The organism is Alkalitalea saponilacus (assembly GCF_900168165.1).
In the GTDB taxonomy this organism is placed as follows: Bacteria; Bacteroidota; Bacteroidia; order Bacteroidales; family Marinilabiliaceae; genus Natronoflexus; species Natronoflexus saponilacus.
The window spans coordinates 453,431-469,594 of record NZ_FUYV01000001.1 but is presented as its reverse complement, the minus strand read 5'-3'; the positions used below and the strand labels follow the sequence as shown (position 1 = coordinate 469,594).

The window sequence follows — 16,164 nt, the reverse complement described above, 5'->3', positions numbered from 1 at the left end:
GGGGAGTTTATTGTCCATTTTCCATGGATTAACCACTTGCGCTTAATGACATATAATCCTTCCCGGTTTTAAATATTTCTCAAATGAAGTATTCTTCGAAAAACGGAGCCAAATGGTTAGCTATTTACACATTGCTTGTTTTAATTCCATTAATTATTGCGATATCAGGTACTCTCCCTGAACTTCGTGAAGTTGTAATAGAATACGGAGTGGCGCTGGGGTTTATCGGTATGGGAATGCTTGCAGTTCAATTTCTCTTTTCAGGCCGTATAAAAGAGATTGCACCTAAGTTCGGGATGGATAACATTCTTCAATACCACCGGGAAATGGGCATTCTTGCTCTTATTTTTTTACTTATGCATCCTTTGATGCTCATCTTAGTAAAACCTGAATTCGCGGAATATTTCAATCCAAAAGTAAATCTTCCCAGAGCCATTGCTTTAAGTTTTGCAACTTTTGGTTTAATAGCTTTGGTGTTTTCAAGCTTGTACAGGGCAATCATTGGCTTAAGCTATGAATTATGGAGATTATTTCACGGCATATTATCAGCTATAATATTGATAGTTGGTATAGCACACAGCATTCAGGTAGGACATTATCTTAACGCAACATGGCAAAAAGCAGCCATCATTTTAACTATGGGATTGGCAATCTATCTTGTAATTCATACCAGAATTATCCGCACCTGGAAAAACAGAAAAAGACCTTATACAATTCAGAAAATCATTGCCGAAAGAGATGATTGCTGGACAATTGAGCTAACTCCCCAAGGTCATCAAGGAATGAAATATGAGAGCGGCCAATTTGTGTGGATAACCATTGGTAACACCCCATTTAAACTACAACAGCATCCATTTTCCATTGCATCGGCTTGTGTTGGGTCAACGATAACGTTGACAGCAAAAAACTCCGGTGATTTCACATCTACATGGAAAGACCTTAAGCCGGGAACCACAGCTTATCTTGAAGGCCCATTTGGTTCTTTCACGCCTGAGCCGGAGAAAGATATGTTCATGGTAATGGGAGGAATAGGCATTACTCCCGGAATCGGGATATTAAGAACCCTGGAAAAACAAAACAGCTCAAAAAAAGTCATTTTACTTTATGCAAACCCCGACTGGGAAACCATCACATTCAGAGAAGAACTGGAGAAATTAAGAACAGTAATAAACCTTCAGCTTGTACATGTGCTTCAAGAGCTTCCGGAGAACCCTCAATCCAATTTAGAAAAAGGGTTGATTGATTTCGAAATAGTGAAGAAATATGCACCGGCTAATTTTAGTGATTATGCTTTTTACCTATGCGGGCCAAAGCCGATGATGGACGCGGCAGAGCTTGCAGTACGGGATTTAGGAGCAGATTGGCGTTATGTATATTCAGAACGATTCAATATTATATAGATTTATGTAATGAAACGAGTTCCGATGCTTAGGAAATCAAAAATAGACAGATGAAACGCCCATGAGTGCGCAACTCACAACAAGAATATGAAACGAAGTTCGGCCTTAGCCAAAACAACAGCTCATGGAAGTTCTCCCGATACATCGGGAACCAATAACTTAAACAAATTATTTAAGGATGAAAGAACATAAAAAGCTATTTTTCAAAACCATTCGGCGCGCCGGAGACATTGTTGCTCTTCTTCTGTTGCTAATTGCTATAATATTCGCAATTTTACGTTCCTGAATTATATTAGAGCGATAGAGTTTTAGACATTTAGATTATAAGATTTGTGTTAGTTGATAGTTTAAAGCAAGTTAACACCTGCCGCATTTGTTTACAACCAGCAAACAAACAGGTTTATAAAAAATGCTAACAGACTGTTGGAATAAAAAAAACATATCAAATATATGTCCTGGAACAGAACACAAAAAAGCGCACTGGCCATTGTTACCACAACATCCTTTCTGGGAACCTTCCTTATCTCATCTGTCAACATAGCACTCCCTGCCATTGAAGAGGTTTTTGAAATGAACGCGCTGACTTTAAGTTGGGTTATCACCGGCTTTTTGCTTTCTTCTGCAATTCTGTTACTGCCTCTTGGCCGATGGGCCGACCTGACCGGTATAAAAAGAATTTACAAAACGGGCGCCACCATTTTTGCCATATCCACTATTTTGTGTGGGTTTTCCACCTCGGGCGAGATGTTGATTTTATTAAGAGTACTTAAGGGAGTAGGAGGGGCCATGGTAATGACCACCGGAGCAGCCATTCTCGTATCTGTTTTTTCACCATCGGAAAGGGGGAAAGCTTTAGGTATTACCGTTGCTGCAGTATATATGGGTCTGGCCATGGGACCTTTCGCAGGAGGTTTTTTAACCCAACAACTGGGATGGCGTTCAATATTCCTGATTTCAGGAATATTGGGATTGATTTCGGTTACAATTACCTGGCTATATCTGGGGAAAGATGCTCCTGTTCATCAACCACGAAAAATAAATCTGAAAGGTTCTCTAATCTATGCCATATCACTATCAACTCTGGTAATTGGTTCATCGGCGATACCGACAATTAAGGGTTGGGTTTTAATTGCAGTCGGTGTAGTTCTTATGGCTCTGTTTATAATGATAGAAAAAAGGGCAGAATTCCCTGTTATTAACATCGGGATGTTTACCCGAAATCGTCTCTTTGCCTTTTCAAATCTGGCGGCACTTATCAATTACAGTGCTACATTTGCCATCGTGTTTTTATTGAGTCTCTATCTGCAAAAAATCAAGGGGCTATCACCACAGGAAGCGGGCAGCATTTTACTGGCGCAACCGCTGGTAATGGCCATATTGTCTCCCCTCACCGGACGGATGTCCGATAAGATTGAACCACGTTATCTGGCCACATTGGGAATGGGGCTATGTACCATCGGACTGGCTTTGTTCGCCTTCGTGGGAGAACAAACATCTGCTGGCTTGATTATATTTTACCTTATTATAATGGGAACTGGTTTCGCACTTTTCTCATCGCCAAACTTAAATACCATCATGAGTTCAGTGGAAAAACATCAATATGCCATCGCATCGGGGGTTTCAGCCACCATGCGTGTGGTGGGACAGATGGTGAGCATGACACTGGTCACACTGTTTTTTGCCATTTATATTGGTCAGGCCAGAATTTCAGAAGTCCCCAGCGAACAGTTTATAAATGGCATGTCGGCAGCATTTATGGCTTTTGCCATCATCTGTTTTATTGGAATGTGGTTCTCATTTAACAGAGGAAAAATGAGAAATTGACAAGGCTAATTCCCCCTTCTTCTTATCAACCTTATGCCATATTCCTGCTCAATAAACTGGAAATAATAGTATAGTCGGTAATTTAGTTCCAGTCCATAATTGTTTCTGTCGGGATGATATTCAATCCTGGTCTGATAAAAATCACCATACCGCAGAGGATTGGAGTGCCGAATGTTCCATTCGGTCACATACCGTTTGTTCCAGCCTTCGTAATAAGATTGAGTATGAAATGAGGCCGAAGGTTGCATGGCCAGAAAAGTTTCAAATCTGCCATCAAGAATGATAAGTTCATACTCAACACTGTCTTCAACAGCAGCCTCTTTCTCAAGTTTCACGGTCTGGTCAGGAGCATCAATGTTCTTTTGGACTCCGCAGGATGCCAAAAGAAGTCCAATCATGAAAATGAATAATATCAGGTAACGCATAACGTCCTCCTTTTTAACTGCAAGTTACAACATATCACACTGAATATCAATGCAAATATTATACCACATTAAAACTCCCAACCCATTCTGAAATCAATATTAGTGGCCACATGACCATGCGATTTTAAAGAAAATCCCATCCTCAAACCTGAAAATACTTTATAAGTTATAACATAACGCTGATAAAAATTATGCGAGGACAACTGCTCCGGCTGCACGGCATACCATGACATGCGCTGGCTAAAATCAAATTTTCCAAAAATAAAATGGTGAGAGATAAAAGGAGCTAACAGATGTACTCCATAATTTCCGGATTCATTGAGCATAGAAAAATCATGGTTATACTCCGCTCCAAATCCTAACCCATTGAATGCTGAAACGGCTCTGTTAACGCCTCCAACAAGTGCAACAGAGGGTTTGCGGTTGTTCTCATCGTCTACCTTACGGGTAGTAAACCCGCTTTCAATCCAAAAGAGATATTCATTCCCCGGATGTTGTCGCTCATAATCCGGAAGGACTTCATTGTTTAAGTAATAATTTACACCAATACCTACCTGAGGATAGTTCATTCCCCTGTTGGGCTGTTTTCTTCCACCGTTGGAAATATGGTTGTAATTAGCTGACAACCGACCACTCCAATTATCAGAAAAACGATACTCTATGGCCGGAGCTACATACAGGAGAAAACTTAAACGAGAACTGAAAAAATTATTCAAAGGATTGTTTTCAGGGTGATGCACTTTGGTTAACCATGTTGCTCCAATACCGGAATTCAGAGAAAGAGACCATTGATTGTATCTCCACAAAACGGGTTCAAATGTTCCTGCCAATGTATAGGCATCTCCAAGAATATCACGGTCACCAAAGTTCAACCAGGAAAACTGTGCTCCAATGTAATAGAAACAGTTACAGATTTCCCAATGATTCTGTCCCAATCCCATCCGTTGCCATGAAACGTGAAACCCGGTCGGACGGTTGTCAGAAACAGGCTTTAAATCGCTGGCATGTGAAATGATGAAACCATGCTGGATTTCAGCTCTTAAACGCTGGATACTCTGAGCTTCCAGAAAATGAGAATAAAAAACCAGAAGAATAATTACACAATATAGTTTCATCATTTGTAAGTATTTGGCGAAGTGTAACAAGCCGAATGCGCTTTTTAAAAGCAACATAATCCTTGAAAAACCGGTGGACTCTTTCCCCGGCAAAATATAAAAACAAGCGCACACATCAAAACAAAAAATAATCAATTTTAAATATCTGCATAACAGACTGTTATTAACAATGTGCTACTTTTTTATTAAAAAAAAGTGAAATAAAGTACGTGTATTGAACTTTTCACTTGTCTTACAAATGAATGACATACAAAAGATACTTTAATTTAGCCGATTTGGGTGCTTCGCACCTAAATCAGGCTATTTGTGTATAACTAAATTAAAAGAATGGAGCAATTGATTTCACCACGTGCGGAGATACATCCCGAAGCAGTTATTGGGAAGAATGTAGTAGTTGAAGCGTTCGCGAAGATTGATAAAGATGTAATAATAGGTGATGGAACCTGGATAGGAGCCAATGCCACCATTTATCCGGGAGCAAGAATTGGAAAAGAGTGCAAGATATTCCCCGGAGCAGTTATTGCAGCTGTACCGCAGGACTTAAAATTCAAAGGCGAATACTCCACCGTTGAAATAGGTGACCACACCACCATTAGGGAATATGTTACCGTTAACAGAGGAACTTCTTCCAAAGGATACACCAAAGTTGGTAGTCACACCCTGCTTATGGCATACACGCACCTTGGACACGACACTGAAGTTGGTAACCACTGCGTGATAGCCAACAGTGTTCAGATTGCCGGTGAAGTTGTTGTTGAAGATTGGGCTGTGGTTGGAGGAATGAGTGCCATTCATCAGTTTTGCAGAGTTGGGGCACATGCCATGGTTTCAGGAATGTCTGGTGTTTTATCCGATGTTCCTCCATACACCAAAGTTTTTGGTGTACCGGCCAACTACATGGGCATAAACTACGTTGGTGTGAAGCGCAGAGGCTTTGAAAAATCACAGGTTGATACCATTCATACTATTTACAGAACCATTTACCAGAGTGGAATGAATACCTCTCAAGCCATTGAACACATCAACATGTGCATGGAGAGCTCGGCTGAAAAAGACCAAATTATTGAATTCATTAAGCAATCGAAACGAGGCATTATAAAAAGTGCTACGCGTGCGGCCAATGTGACACAAGAGGCTTAGGGATTATAGTAACAGAACGTTAGAGTTTTAGACATAATAGAAAAAACGTGGTAGTTTAACTACCACGTTTTTTTATACAGTTATCCAGAATTTACTTAATAACCAATTTGTGTGATTCATATTCATTATATGATTCAACATTCAAGATATATACACCTGTTTTTAAGGGAGTATCTATTGAGTTTGAGCCTTTGTGGCCAATAGTTTCAAAAAGGGTTTGTCCTAAATAATTGGAAATTCGAATTCTTAAATTATCCTGTTCAAGAATTACATTAAAGCTCCCATTTGAAGGATTTGGTGTTACGGAACTTTTAGGTAATTGCTCTTCCTCTATATTAGTTCCTTGTAAATCAACCAATCTAAAAGTTTGTTGGGGTGCATTTCCACCAAAACATCCCCATTGCAAAATATTTGTTCCATCGGCATGTGAAGCATTCTGGACATCAAAGCACCTGTTACTGTTGCGATTGATTATTCGATACCCATTCCCATCTACCTGAAAGGCAAATTGTTGTCCGACATGCCCCAAACTCTCCCACAGGTTTATATTAGCGCCATAATCCGTTGATATTTCGAACACATCAATAGCAAAGAAGTCATTAACAGCAGGCTTTATTGTATGCCATATGCCACCTTCGCTGGTTATCTTAAATTTCTGAGAATCTCCTCCATTATATGTGTATTGAGCAATGTTTGTTCCAAAATCCGGGATTGCATCTTCCATTGTAACAGCCTTATTGCTGTGGTTAGCTACCAGAGCAAACACTCCATTTATCTCTCCCATTTCCACTCCGGTTGGTCCGGCAACCGGCCAGCCATTAATAAAATCAAGAGTTGTTGTAAGGAGTCGGGGGTATCCATTAGAAAATCCATCATAGTAATGATAAGATAACACTCCTTCTCCAAAACCAATATGCCCGGGTCCAACAATCACACCATGCTGAACCGGTAAAAACTCCCTCGTACCGGTGTAGGGTCCTGTGATGCTGGTTGACCTCGCCACTTCTACATAGTAAGTGCTTTCCAATAGCCGGCAACAACTTCCACGATTAACAAACAGGTAGTAATAAGGGCCATTCTTCAAAATGTAAGGAGCCTCAATATCCTGATGGTTCCCTCCATAAATATGAGTTAAACTGCCTATTGTTTTGCCTGTTTCAGGATTGATTTCGATCACACCAATTCCTCCAAAATATGAACCATAAGACATCCAAACCCGTCCGTCATCATCCTTAAACATGGCCGGATCGATGGCATTGATGGCATTTCGAGTACCGTCTGAAGAGACAACCAGACCGAGGTCTTCCCATGTTGGGTTTGCAAGAGAAGGTGTTCTGGTTACGCCAATTATTGAGTTTGAAGTCCCAAAATTTGAGGCTGAATAGTATAAATAATAATATCCCTCCATATAGATGATACAGGGTGCCCAGAAATGACCGTTAAACCCCGGCACATAAGTATTAATCCAGTCAGGGAAATTAATGTGATCGACCGGGGATGGTTCTTCACGCCAATTAGTGAAGTTTGAATTTGAAGAAGAGACCCCATATATCCCAACTGTTGTATTGCCATTATCACTATTTAATCCTGTTGCAAAAACATAGTAGCGATCATCATCCCCCTTTATAATATGTGACGGATCATGAATAGGCCCTTGCGCCATCACATTTACTCCCAGAAAGCAAAACAGGAAAAAAGGTAAAAAGTAGATTTTTTTCATAACACAATATTTAAATTAATTGGATCCTAGTACAAAGATGTTTGTTTCGAATTCAATTTAAGAGGATGTTCTAATACAATTGGAGGATTTAGGTGGAACATATCGTAACAGTCTGATTTTTTTAATCTGTTCAATTACTTTTTCTGGAGATAGGTCGATGTGGTGCGCAAAACAGGATATAGCCAAACAATTGTTGTTTCCTGTTATCTTGCATATAAGCCATGACCCGAAACTGTTGAAAAAGAAACCAAGCCCCAGTTGATCAGCTTTGTTACTAAATTTACAACTGAATCTTATATCACATTTCTATTTCGCCTCTCAGCTATGCAGTTTGGTCTAACATGAATCGAAGATCGACAGAGACAATGGCAGTTTTTGGTAAACTAAGCGACAGAGGGGACGGACGGGTTGGCGTGCTTTTTTGCTGATTGACGATGACTTCCTGTCCCTCAAAACGGGAAACACCGTTTTTCCTGTCTTTGTGTGGTGGGGATTATTCTTTCATTTTATCAGGGTCTTGTCTGGAGTCAAAAATATCAGTGATGTAAATATATTCCTCTTCAACCCTGTAGATTATTTTATAGTGGCTTACTATCAAGCGACGATGTCCTAAATTAAATGTTCTAAATAAGGCTCTTCCTGTCCTTGAAAAGGTTGCAAAAGCAAAATATCGGCTGCATCCAGAATTTCATCACGTATATCATTCAATTTTTCAGGTGATACTTTGGGGGCAATAAAATTCAGGGCTTCTTCAAGACTAAAAAGCGCCTGCTCCGTATAAACAAGTTTCATCTACTACCTGGATTTGCTATTCTTTGCTCTATTTCTTCTCTTGAAAAAACCCTTCCGGCCTGGATGTCATGTTCCGATTTTTGAGCCCTGCTTCCCAGTTTTGCTTTTAAAACTTCTTCACTACGAAGTTTCTCATATAATTCATCAATTGTCTTTTCATCTGCACGATGCAAATGACTGTGTATAAAATCTCTTTTTTCAACTACATTCATAATTTCCATGGCTTTATCTCCTACAAATTTATAGATTAATAATACCTATTGCCACCGTTTAATGGGTGAAATTTCTCTAGCTTGCTCTGTAAGCTGTCCAGGTTATTCAACTGGGGATCTTTCTGTTGAACTCAATTATGACCGGCTATGTATTGGACTTGTCTTAGATTATGGTTTTTCAGCCAGGAGGTTATCACGCTTGTCCGGATTTGTTTTGGATGAAGGATTTCAATATTCTTCTTTTGAAGAAATTTAAACAGATGCAGACACCCCAAATGCAATAACCATTGAAGACAAAGGGTTAATTGAGCAGGTAAAGCTTATTCAGGAACTCGATGAGAAAGACAAGGACACAATCTTTAATTTTATTGACACCATGCTTACCAAACGTAAATTCAAAGATTTTTTTTAATAAAGATATTGCTGCTTTATAAAGCAAAAAGCCCGGAATTGCCGAACTTTGTTATTACATTAATAACGTAATCTTAAATTAAATCTTATTTTGCCTAATGGCAGTTACAAACTGCCGGTTAGGATTCGACGTAATTACAAATTACGCCGAGCTGGGGTGTTCTTTATTTATATTTTGCATTGCCCCAGTGTCCTCACAAACGAAGAAAGAAGTTCAATGAAAAAACGGAGTTTGCGTATATAAAAGAACCTGTAAGACCTTTCTAACATAATCAAACCGGACACCAATTGGATGGCATTGATTATTAGTTTCAACAAAAGCCATTTTACCCCTATTTTTTCTAATTCCAACACTACTAACTAGCTTGAAATTTTCAACATATATCACGCCAGATAAACTCGTAGACTCATCACTCGTAATTTTATTTTCATAATAAATCTCTCCATTGATATATATTTGAATTAAGTCTTCATTAAAATAGCCTTCTAAAATTATCAATAACGAGTCAATAGCACATGGTCTTTGATTATCTGTTTCAGCCAGATAAGACACTTCTATATCATAAAAATCTATGCTTTTAACAGAATTGCAATCTTGTCCTAAGACACAGCTCTGTGGATACCACCATAAAACAATAAACAAAACAAGTTGATAAAAACTGAAATAATTCATCTTTTAAAATATTTTATTGCTGTTCCTGAACTCTGTTCCTAAGGTCTTGCAGTTGTTCAGTATTTAAATACATTCCATTTTGACCATAAATGTACATTAAATTTCCACGTCCAATATCAATATTATTTTTAGCATCATAAGCTTTTTGATGCCTCAAACCTCCGTTGGCGCGAATTTGTAATTCGATCCCCTATTTACCTTAAAAACCCAGTTCTCGACTTTGCCCCGATTGCAAATCGGCGCTAACGGGATACCGCTCGGCTATAATGCTTAGTTTACCAAGTAGTTTGTGTAAATAAAATAGGTATGAGAACCTTTTTTTTCTAAACACTATCGTTTAGTTACTACCAAATAATGTTATATCTGTTATACCTCCATTATAGACTCCTAAATGACCTGTTTTATCAATTTTATATACTCCTCTGACTTTTACCTTTTTTCCTTTCAAAGTCATTAATCTTTTTCCATTTAAAGTATCATCATTATCACCTTTAAGTGGTTTAAAAAAGTTAAAATCTAACCATATCCTATTTTCATTGTTATTGTTATGTATATAAATATTCTCAATATCCATATGAAAGTAACCACTAATTTCAATTGGTTTATTGTCATAATCTAATGCTTTCATTTCTAAAGAATCAACATCAACAACCTGATATTTTACATCTTGAGAATCATCAGAATAAAAAACAACCTTATTATTACATCCGATTGATAAGAAGGCAGTTAAGAGTGATATTATTTTTAAATTATTCACTTTTAAAAATGTTTTCGCGTGTATCATAGCGTATTGTTACAGGATGATTATAAACTCTTATTATTCAACTCCCTCGCTGGTAGATGGCGGATAATAAGTCCTATATCTTTCGTATTTTCCTAATGGAGATATATAGTTTTTAAAATAACCTGATCTTCTTCCGCCAATACGACTAGAGATATTATAACTTTCGTTGGCGCGAATTTGTAATTCGGCTCCCTATTTACCTTAAAAACCCAGTTCTCGACTTTGCCCCGATTGCAAATTGGCGCGAACGGGGTGTAAATATTGTCTTTTATAAGTCGTTATTGCCCCTCGGCCGCACGGCTATGCCGCTTGGTTTAACAAGAATCATAGATTGACGAAGTCAATGGCAGTTACAAACTACCGGTTAGGATTCGACGTAGTCAACCAACACATAGCCTTGCACAAAAGACAACGAGCGAGGGAAAAGACAATCAATTATTCAACTAAAGCAATTTTTATTTCCTCCCAAGAATTAGATATTAATGAATTCTTTCTTATCAAGCCAATGATATTATCATCTTTAAGCAAGGTAATTATATTTTCATCTCGCCGAATATAGAGACTTTCTTTTAATACAATCAATGAATCTTTTTTAAAAAATGATTTATTAAAATAATGAATTTCAACTGTACTGTCTTTTATTTCAATAAATTCAACGTCTTTTCTGTTTAAATAAAAAACTGACAAAACGCCAATAAAAACAATTATCATACTAAATAAGTAGATAAAACTATAGTCAATATCAAGAGCGGTAAACATAAATAGACTAAGAACAATGCTTACAATGAACATTCTAATAAAAAGTCCATTTAAATATACTGCTCGAAATTTTAAAGCCCGATTCATACTTTCATTATTTATTAAAAAATTCTTTTACTAATGATTCATCAATATCATGTTTGCCTGTAAAATCAATAGGCCTTTCAGAAGAACTTGAAGGAATAACTCGTGTATTATCACTTTTAGCAGATGTATTATTCGTATCAGAAATTCCTATTCCACTATTATTCTCTTGAGTACTAAAGACAGAACCAATTAGGTCAATTGCGAGTGCTCCAACAACTACTTTTTCCGTCAAAGTTGAAGCTCCTCCACTAACATTTACTCCGAAGTCAACAAGAGTTCCAATTTGCCGTCCTGCTGTCCCTCCATCGCTCTTTGCTTGGTCATACATCATTCCGCCAGCTTCACCAAGCCCTCCTGGGATGTTTTGACCATTACCATTATCTCGAACTCCTTCTATAATTATACCTAAACCAATACTCGGAATTCCTGCTGAAATCAAAGCCGCTCCACCTACTTGTCCTGCACCTGTAGGTGTAATTGCTGCTCCTATTCCACCAATCGTTGAAGTAAGCCCTCCAGCTGTAACTGCAATACCGCTACCTACAGTTTTCCAATCTGTATAGCCATAAAGGTCTATGTTTTGTATTGGGTTATTCAAAACATAAACATATGGAGACCATCCAAAATGATGGTCATACATAGCATCTATGCTATGCCAACGTCCCAGTGTCGGGTCATACATTCTAGCTCCGTAATCGTACCAATCCAACACTCCATTTCCAATAACATCCTCTTGTAACTCTTTACCGTTGTAAAGGTACTTGTTGTCGGCACTGCCGCCTTTGCTAAAGGCCATTCCAAACGGATAGTATGCTGTTTGTTGCACGAGGGTGTTACTTTGATTTACCACGACCCTAGTGTTGCACAAATGATCTCTCAGGAAGTAGTGATAGTTGGGGGTGCCACTCATGTCAATGTAAACTTCGCCACGCAAAATTTGTTTTAAAGAGTTGGCATCATAAGTGTCTACTAAAAATTAATTTTCGTTCTTTGAAATCGTTGATAACATACGTTTTACAAGCTTTTTAATGTGGTGACGATTTGAATTGATTAAGTTAGTCTACAAAATAGGCTAACCATGAATCAAGGAAAATTTGTTTTTGCCCAAATTTGTGAGTTTTTACCTCAACGGGGTCTTGTGCGTTGGAGGTTAATATTTGAGTTTCTTATGGTTTTGTCGATTGTCCCCAAAATGTAAGTAAGATTATTTCCTTCTTGTAAGGTTTAACTTTATAAAACAAGCTATTGTGCTTGGTAACAAAGCCTTTTCGGACATTTCTTTTTCGAGGGGATTCAACAAAAGTTTTAGGATGTTTTTTAATAACACCGAGAACTTCCTCTGTCTTATCCACAAAGTTTTTCACTTCATTTAACCCCCAATTTTCATGAAGATAGTCCAATACTTTATAGTAATCTTTTCGTGCTTGATTTGACCAGGCTATTTCCATCTCAAATGCCATATCTTAAGCGAACTTCTTTCATAACTTCTTCATGAGGAGTAGTCTCTCCTCTGTCAGCTTCCTTAATCCCTACTTCAATGTCTTGCTGAACAGATATAGGCAATTCATCCCACCAGTCAGCTTCTTTCTCCTGTTTGAGGATTTGACTGACCTTTTCCAATAAACTTGGTCGGTCAGTATCTAATATCATCTGAACCAATTCCAGTTTTCTTGCTTGAAGATTCATAGCATTCATTGTTTTATCTCTTACAAATTTAAAGATTAATAATCACTTTTGGTATCATTTAATGGGTGAAGTTTTTCAAGTTTGCTATGTAAGCTGCCCAGGTTAATCAGCTGGTACCGTTCTGTTGAACTCACGTAATTTATGACCTGCCATATATTGGATTTACCCTCATTGGCGCGAGTTCCTTTGTAAACCAAGCGGCAGAGCGGAACGGCAACATTGTCGTTAGAATCTATATAGTCTCCTGACTACAATTGTAGAGATAACGCTTTTTTGCTATGGGGCTATGGCAGTTACAAACTGCAAGTTAGGATTCGACGTAATTACCGCTCGGATATGCCGCTTTGCTTGCAAAGAAATTACGCCGAGCTGGGGACTACAAACAATTATGAATTATCACTATCTAAACGACATTGAACCATAATTACTCACCTGCATATTCTTCTAATTCTATCAACAAATCTTGAATTTTACGTTCCCATCTGTTTTGGTTGCTTATATTTACCCCAAAACCCGTTTCAAAATCAAACTGAATCAAGCTTATTTAATTTGAGATCTATCACTTTATTATATGCATCAATATTTCTTTCATTTCTTTTTTGCAATATTTCAACAGCTCTTCTGATTTTCCGAGCATATACCTCATTTATATTAAAATGAATTTGTTCATGCTGCAACCAATATTTAACTGTTGTGTCATTTACAAATGATAGGTTTCTATCCATTTCATTCATCACGGAGACTTCCCAATAATTTGTTGCATATCGAGTTTCGAAAGAAATTGACGTAGCTAAATATGCCGCTGGGATATCATTAAAAACGCCTTTAGGATACCTTGTCTCAACTTCTGATGGCAGTCCTTTAAAGTCATCAATTGTAATTGGAAATTCTTTACTCCATCTCTTCATATTGTCCTGAGCAGAAACATTCGTAGATAATGCAAATACAATCACAAAAAAGATCGTTGTCAACATATTACTCTATAATTTTAAACTCAGTACTCATTCTTTTTTGACCCAAAGTGCTCTTATAATTATTTCCTTTATCATTATCCCATGTTATTTGAGTTTCAGGCAAACCATACGTACGCATTAAATATCGTTGCAATTCCCATGCCCTTCTGTTAATTGCAACTTGAGATAAATCATTTATGCCATCAACCCTCTCATTAAATGGAACATTAGTTTTAATCCTTATTTGGATTCTAATATTCTTATTTAAACGTAAATAATTAACAATTGGCGAAATAAACGCTTCAAAACGTTCTGAGGTTACAATCTCATATGAGTTTGGGGAAAATAAATTACCTTCAAATGACTGAGTAGCTCCAACCGTAATACGTGGCCGAGAGAATCCTCTATTTGTAATAGGTGTATCAACGATTTCCAAAGGAGGCTCAGTTATTGAAGGCATGCTAGATTGTGGTAGTCGCATAGGACTAACAGGTCGAGGTCTATTTGCTTCTCTAACTGCTAACATTGGCCCCATCGAAATTGTACCACCAAAATCAGGACCTGCAGCAACTGGACGCCCATATCCTCCCCTTCTATTATCATTGGGTGATTTTCTTCCATCTCCACTCCATCTTCGATCTCGTTGCCGCTTATCTCTGTTAATCTGCCTTTGTTTTTGACGTTGATGTCGTTTTTCCTTGCTTTCCCAAAATCGCCACCACATACCATCCGGATCCACCAGATTTACAGGATTGTTTAATACATAATTATAAGGTGATATACTAGGTGCAAAATCCGCCAACGGGTCAACAAAGCGAAAACATAAATACTATTGCAAATTGGTTAAAATTAAAATATTGCTGCGTTATAAATCAAAAAACTCATACTGGACAAGCTTTTGCTTTATCTTATTATACCTTCTTTGTTTTTTAGGTTTGATAAAGGAATAAAGTATTGATACTTCCCAAAATCCTTTTGAATTACAAGTCTCTCCATATCGACGACTTCATAAAAGCCACGAAGCATTCTTAAAACTTCCTTTATCCACAAAGCTTTAACTTTCTCATCAATTGAGGTATCTAGTATTGTTTCAATGAGAGCATCAAAACTTAAGAGGTCGTATATTTCAATTTTATTAGGCTTTATAATCAAAAAAGAGGTTAATGGATCTTCATATTCTAAATGATAAAACTTATAGAGGCTAAAAGTTTCAACATTTGTGCTATCAATAAGTTCTTCAATATTAAAACGTGTGCATAATTTATCTAATTCTAAATCTGCCTTTAACTCTCCTTTGATTATCTGATAGTTATACAAATGAAAATATAGACTGTCGGAAAACGCTTGCCCTTTAGCAAACAAAATCACAAATGAAATAGAAATTAATGTAATTATTTTTTTCATAACGCTATCCAATTAATTTGATGGTATAACAACTGCGGGTCTTGGCTCAAGTTTCTCTAAACGATACTGAGGTGTTTGCTTAATTACTTCTATTTGAGTCTGATTAGCGATGGCTTCCCTTTTTGCTAAACTTGGTTCGAAATGTGCATTAGCCGCCTTATTTGTTGCATGCTCTGCTTCGTGAGCTGCTACATTAGCCATAAACTCATCCGTATTTTTAGGTGCATTATCTAGTAAGGCCTGTGTTTCTTCTCCTGGTGTACTTGTTAGCCTTGCCCCATTCTCTAAAGCAGCTTTAACTGTCTGTATTTTATTTACGGTTTGTTCTGCCATTCCCTCATATATTACTATATCTGCACTACCAATATTATTGCCTGATTTGCTAGTTGAAGCATAACCATTTCGTGTACCATCGCCTTTTCCTGGGTCAATAGTTATTGTTATGTTGTGGTTTGCACTTACCATCTTATTAAACATTTCTTTTCCTTTTGGAGTTGCCATCATCGCTGTGCCTATTCGTCTAACATCAGCTGTAAAATTTGAAGACCAACCAGTTTGAGCTGAATATGTAATGGGTTTTCCTGTTGCATCAACAATTTTCCTACCGTCTGGATCAATAAACCTTAAAGGATTATTAGCCACATAAGCGTATGGCGAAATGGGAGCATATTTTTCCGCCAACGGGTCAACACTGTGCCAACGCCCCAGCGCCGGGTCATACATTCTAGCTCCGTAATCATACCAATCCAAAAAATCCAATGCAATCAGCAACCTGAATG

18 protein-coding genes are annotated in these 16,164 nt (G+C 37.7%); 3 read left to right on the top strand and 15 right to left on the bottom strand.

Annotated elements, in window-relative coordinates:
* Positions 1-83: 83 nt before the first annotated feature.
* Positions 84-1,400, top strand: coding sequence for a ferredoxin reductase family protein (locus B5X70_RS01720; RefSeq protein ID WP_143255009.1), 1,317 nt, complete (start codon positions 84-86; stop codon positions 1,398-1,400).
* Positions 1,401-1,850: 450 nt separating this feature from the next.
* Positions 1,851-3,224 (top strand): MFS transporter, encoded by a 1,374-nt coding sequence (locus B5X70_RS01715; RefSeq protein ID WP_079556120.1) that lies wholly within the window; start codon positions 1,851-1,853, stop codon positions 3,222-3,224.
* 5 nt (positions 3,225-3,229) lie between these two features.
* Here B5X70_RS01715 and B5X70_RS01710 read toward each other — a convergent pair whose 3' ends face one another.
* Positions 3,230-3,649, bottom strand: coding sequence for a DUF6146 family protein (locus B5X70_RS01710; RefSeq protein ID WP_079556119.1), 420 nt, complete (start codon positions 3,647-3,649; stop codon positions 3,230-3,232).
* 68 nt (positions 3,650-3,717) lie between these two features.
* The gene (locus tag B5X70_RS01705; RefSeq protein WP_157666476.1) at positions 3,718-4,767 is read right to left on the bottom strand and encodes an acyloxyacyl hydrolase; all 1,050 of its coding nucleotides are present in this window, start codon (positions 4,765-4,767) and stop codon (positions 3,718-3,720) included.
* A 324-nt stretch (positions 4,768-5,091) separates the two neighbouring features.
* Between B5X70_RS01705 and lpxA the strand changes: the two genes are divergently transcribed.
* Complete coding sequence (gene lpxA / locus B5X70_RS01700) at positions 5,092-5,904, top strand: acyl-ACP--UDP-N-acetylglucosamine O-acyltransferase (RefSeq protein WP_079556117.1); 813 nt, start codon at positions 5,092-5,094, stop codon at positions 5,902-5,904.
* 91 nt (positions 5,905-5,995) lie between these two features.
* Here the strand turns inward: lpxA and B5X70_RS01695 are convergent, their stop codons facing one another.
* The 13 genes from B5X70_RS01695 to B5X70_RS01625 form a co-directional block, all read right to left on the bottom strand.
* Complete coding sequence (locus B5X70_RS01695; RefSeq protein WP_079556116.1) at positions 5,996-7,624, bottom strand: family 43 glycosylhydrolase; 1,629 nt, start codon at positions 7,622-7,624, stop codon at positions 5,996-5,998.
* 609 nt (positions 7,625-8,233) lie between these two features.
* On the bottom strand, positions 8,234-8,416 hold the full coding sequence (locus tag B5X70_RS01690; protein ID WP_079556115.1) for a hypothetical protein: 183 nt from the start codon (positions 8,414-8,416) through the stop codon (positions 8,234-8,236).
* The gene (locus tag B5X70_RS01685; protein ID WP_143255007.1) at positions 8,413-8,628 is read right to left on the bottom strand and encodes a hypothetical protein; all 216 of its coding nucleotides are present in this window, start codon (positions 8,626-8,628) and stop codon (positions 8,413-8,415) included. Before B5X70_RS01685 ends, B5X70_RS01690 begins: the two co-directional genes overlap by 4 nt.
* A 625-nt stretch (positions 8,629-9,253) precedes the next feature.
* Positions 9,254-9,712: a hypothetical protein gene (locus B5X70_RS01675; protein WP_079556112.1), complete on the bottom strand. Its 459-nt coding sequence runs from the start codon at positions 9,710-9,712 to the stop codon at positions 9,254-9,256.
* A 337-nt stretch (positions 9,713-10,049) separates the two neighbouring features.
* Positions 10,050-10,469: a hypothetical protein gene (locus B5X70_RS01670; protein WP_079556111.1), complete on the bottom strand. Its 420-nt coding sequence runs from the start codon at positions 10,467-10,469 to the stop codon at positions 10,050-10,052.
* Positions 10,470-10,931: 462 nt separating this feature from the next.
* On the bottom strand, positions 10,932-11,342 hold the full coding sequence (locus B5X70_RS01665) for a hypothetical protein (protein ID WP_079556110.1): 411 nt from the start codon (positions 11,340-11,342) through the stop codon (positions 10,932-10,934).
* A gap of 7 nt (positions 11,343-11,349) precedes the next feature.
* Entirely contained in the window at positions 11,350-12,210 is an 861-nt protein-coding gene (locus B5X70_RS01660; RefSeq protein ID WP_157666477.1) for an RHS repeat-associated core domain-containing protein, read from the bottom strand.
* Positions 12,211-12,508: 298 nt separating this feature from the next.
* Positions 12,509-12,790, bottom strand: coding sequence for a type II toxin-antitoxin system RelE/ParE family toxin (locus B5X70_RS01655; protein WP_157666478.1), 282 nt, complete (start codon positions 12,788-12,790; stop codon positions 12,509-12,511).
* 1 nt (position 12,791) lies between these two features.
* Complete coding sequence (locus B5X70_RS01650; protein WP_143255005.1) at positions 12,792-13,028, bottom strand: hypothetical protein; 237 nt, start codon at positions 13,026-13,028, stop codon at positions 12,792-12,794.
* A 524-nt stretch (positions 13,029-13,552) separates the two neighbouring features.
* Positions 13,553-14,002 carry a hypothetical protein gene (locus B5X70_RS01645; RefSeq protein ID WP_079556106.1) on the bottom strand — a complete coding sequence of 150 codons (450 nt, stop codon included), beginning with the start codon at positions 14,000-14,002 and terminating at the stop codon, positions 13,553-13,555.
* 1 nt (position 14,003) lies between these two features.
* Entirely contained in the window at positions 14,004-14,783 is a 780-nt protein-coding gene (locus B5X70_RS17835; protein WP_143255004.1) for a hypothetical protein, read from the bottom strand.
* Positions 14,784-14,884: 101 nt separating this feature from the next.
* A complete protein-coding gene (locus tag B5X70_RS01630; protein WP_079556103.1) occupies positions 14,885-15,385 on the bottom strand; it encodes a hypothetical protein in 501 nt (166 codons plus the stop codon).
* A gap of 12 nt (positions 15,386-15,397) precedes the next feature.
* A complete protein-coding gene (locus tag B5X70_RS01625) occupies positions 15,398-16,156 on the bottom strand; it encodes an RHS repeat-associated core domain-containing protein (RefSeq protein ID WP_198314232.1) in 759 nt (252 codons plus the stop codon).
* Between the last annotated feature and the right edge of the window lie 8 nt (positions 16,157-16,164).

Coding starts and splice junctions, on each gene's coding strand:
- B5X70_RS01705 (WP_157666476.1), bottom strand. CDS start 4,767: ATGATGAAACTATATTGTGTAATTATTCTTCTGGTTTTTTATTCTCAT.
- B5X70_RS01685 (WP_143255007.1), bottom strand. CDS start 8,628: ATGAATGTAGTTGAAAAAAGAGATTTTATACACAGTCATTTGCATCGT.
- B5X70_RS01690 (WP_079556115.1), bottom strand. CDS start 8,416: ATGAAACTTGTTTATACGGAGCAGGCGCTTTTTAGTCTTGAAGAAGCC.
- B5X70_RS01630 (WP_079556103.1), bottom strand. CDS start 15,385: ATGAAAAAAATAATTACATTAATTTCTATTTCATTTGTGATTTTGTTT.
- B5X70_RS01665 (WP_079556110.1), bottom strand. CDS start 11,342: ATGAATCGGGCTTTAAAATTTCGAGCAGTATATTTAAATGGACTTTTT.
- B5X70_RS01710 (WP_079556119.1), bottom strand. CDS start 3,649: ATGCGTTACCTGATATTATTCATTTTCATGATTGGACTTCTTTTGGCA.
- B5X70_RS01695 (WP_079556116.1), bottom strand. CDS start 7,624: ATGAAAAAAATCTACTTTTTACCTTTTTTCCTGTTTTGCTTTCTGGGA.
- B5X70_RS01655 (WP_157666478.1), bottom strand. CDS start 12,790: ATGGAAATAGCCTGGTCAAATCAAGCACGAAAAGATTACTATAAAGTA.
- B5X70_RS01650 (WP_143255005.1), bottom strand. CDS start 13,028: ATGAATCTTCAAGCAAGAAAACTGGAATTGGTTCAGATGATATTAGAT.
- B5X70_RS01675 (WP_079556112.1), bottom strand. CDS start 9,712: ATGAATTATTTCAGTTTTTATCAACTTGTTTTGTTTATTGTTTTATGG.
- B5X70_RS01715 (WP_079556120.1), top strand. CDS start 1,851: ATGTCCTGGAACAGAACACAAAAAAGCGCACTGGCCATTGTTACCACA.
- lpxA (WP_079556117.1), top strand. CDS start 5,092: ATGGAGCAATTGATTTCACCACGTGCGGAGATACATCCCGAAGCAGTT.
- B5X70_RS01645 (WP_079556106.1), bottom strand. CDS start 14,002: ATGTTGACAACGATCTTTTTTGTGATTGTATTTGCATTATCTACGAAT.
- B5X70_RS01720 (WP_143255009.1), top strand. CDS start 84: ATGAAGTATTCTTCGAAAAACGGAGCCAAATGGTTAGCTATTTACACA.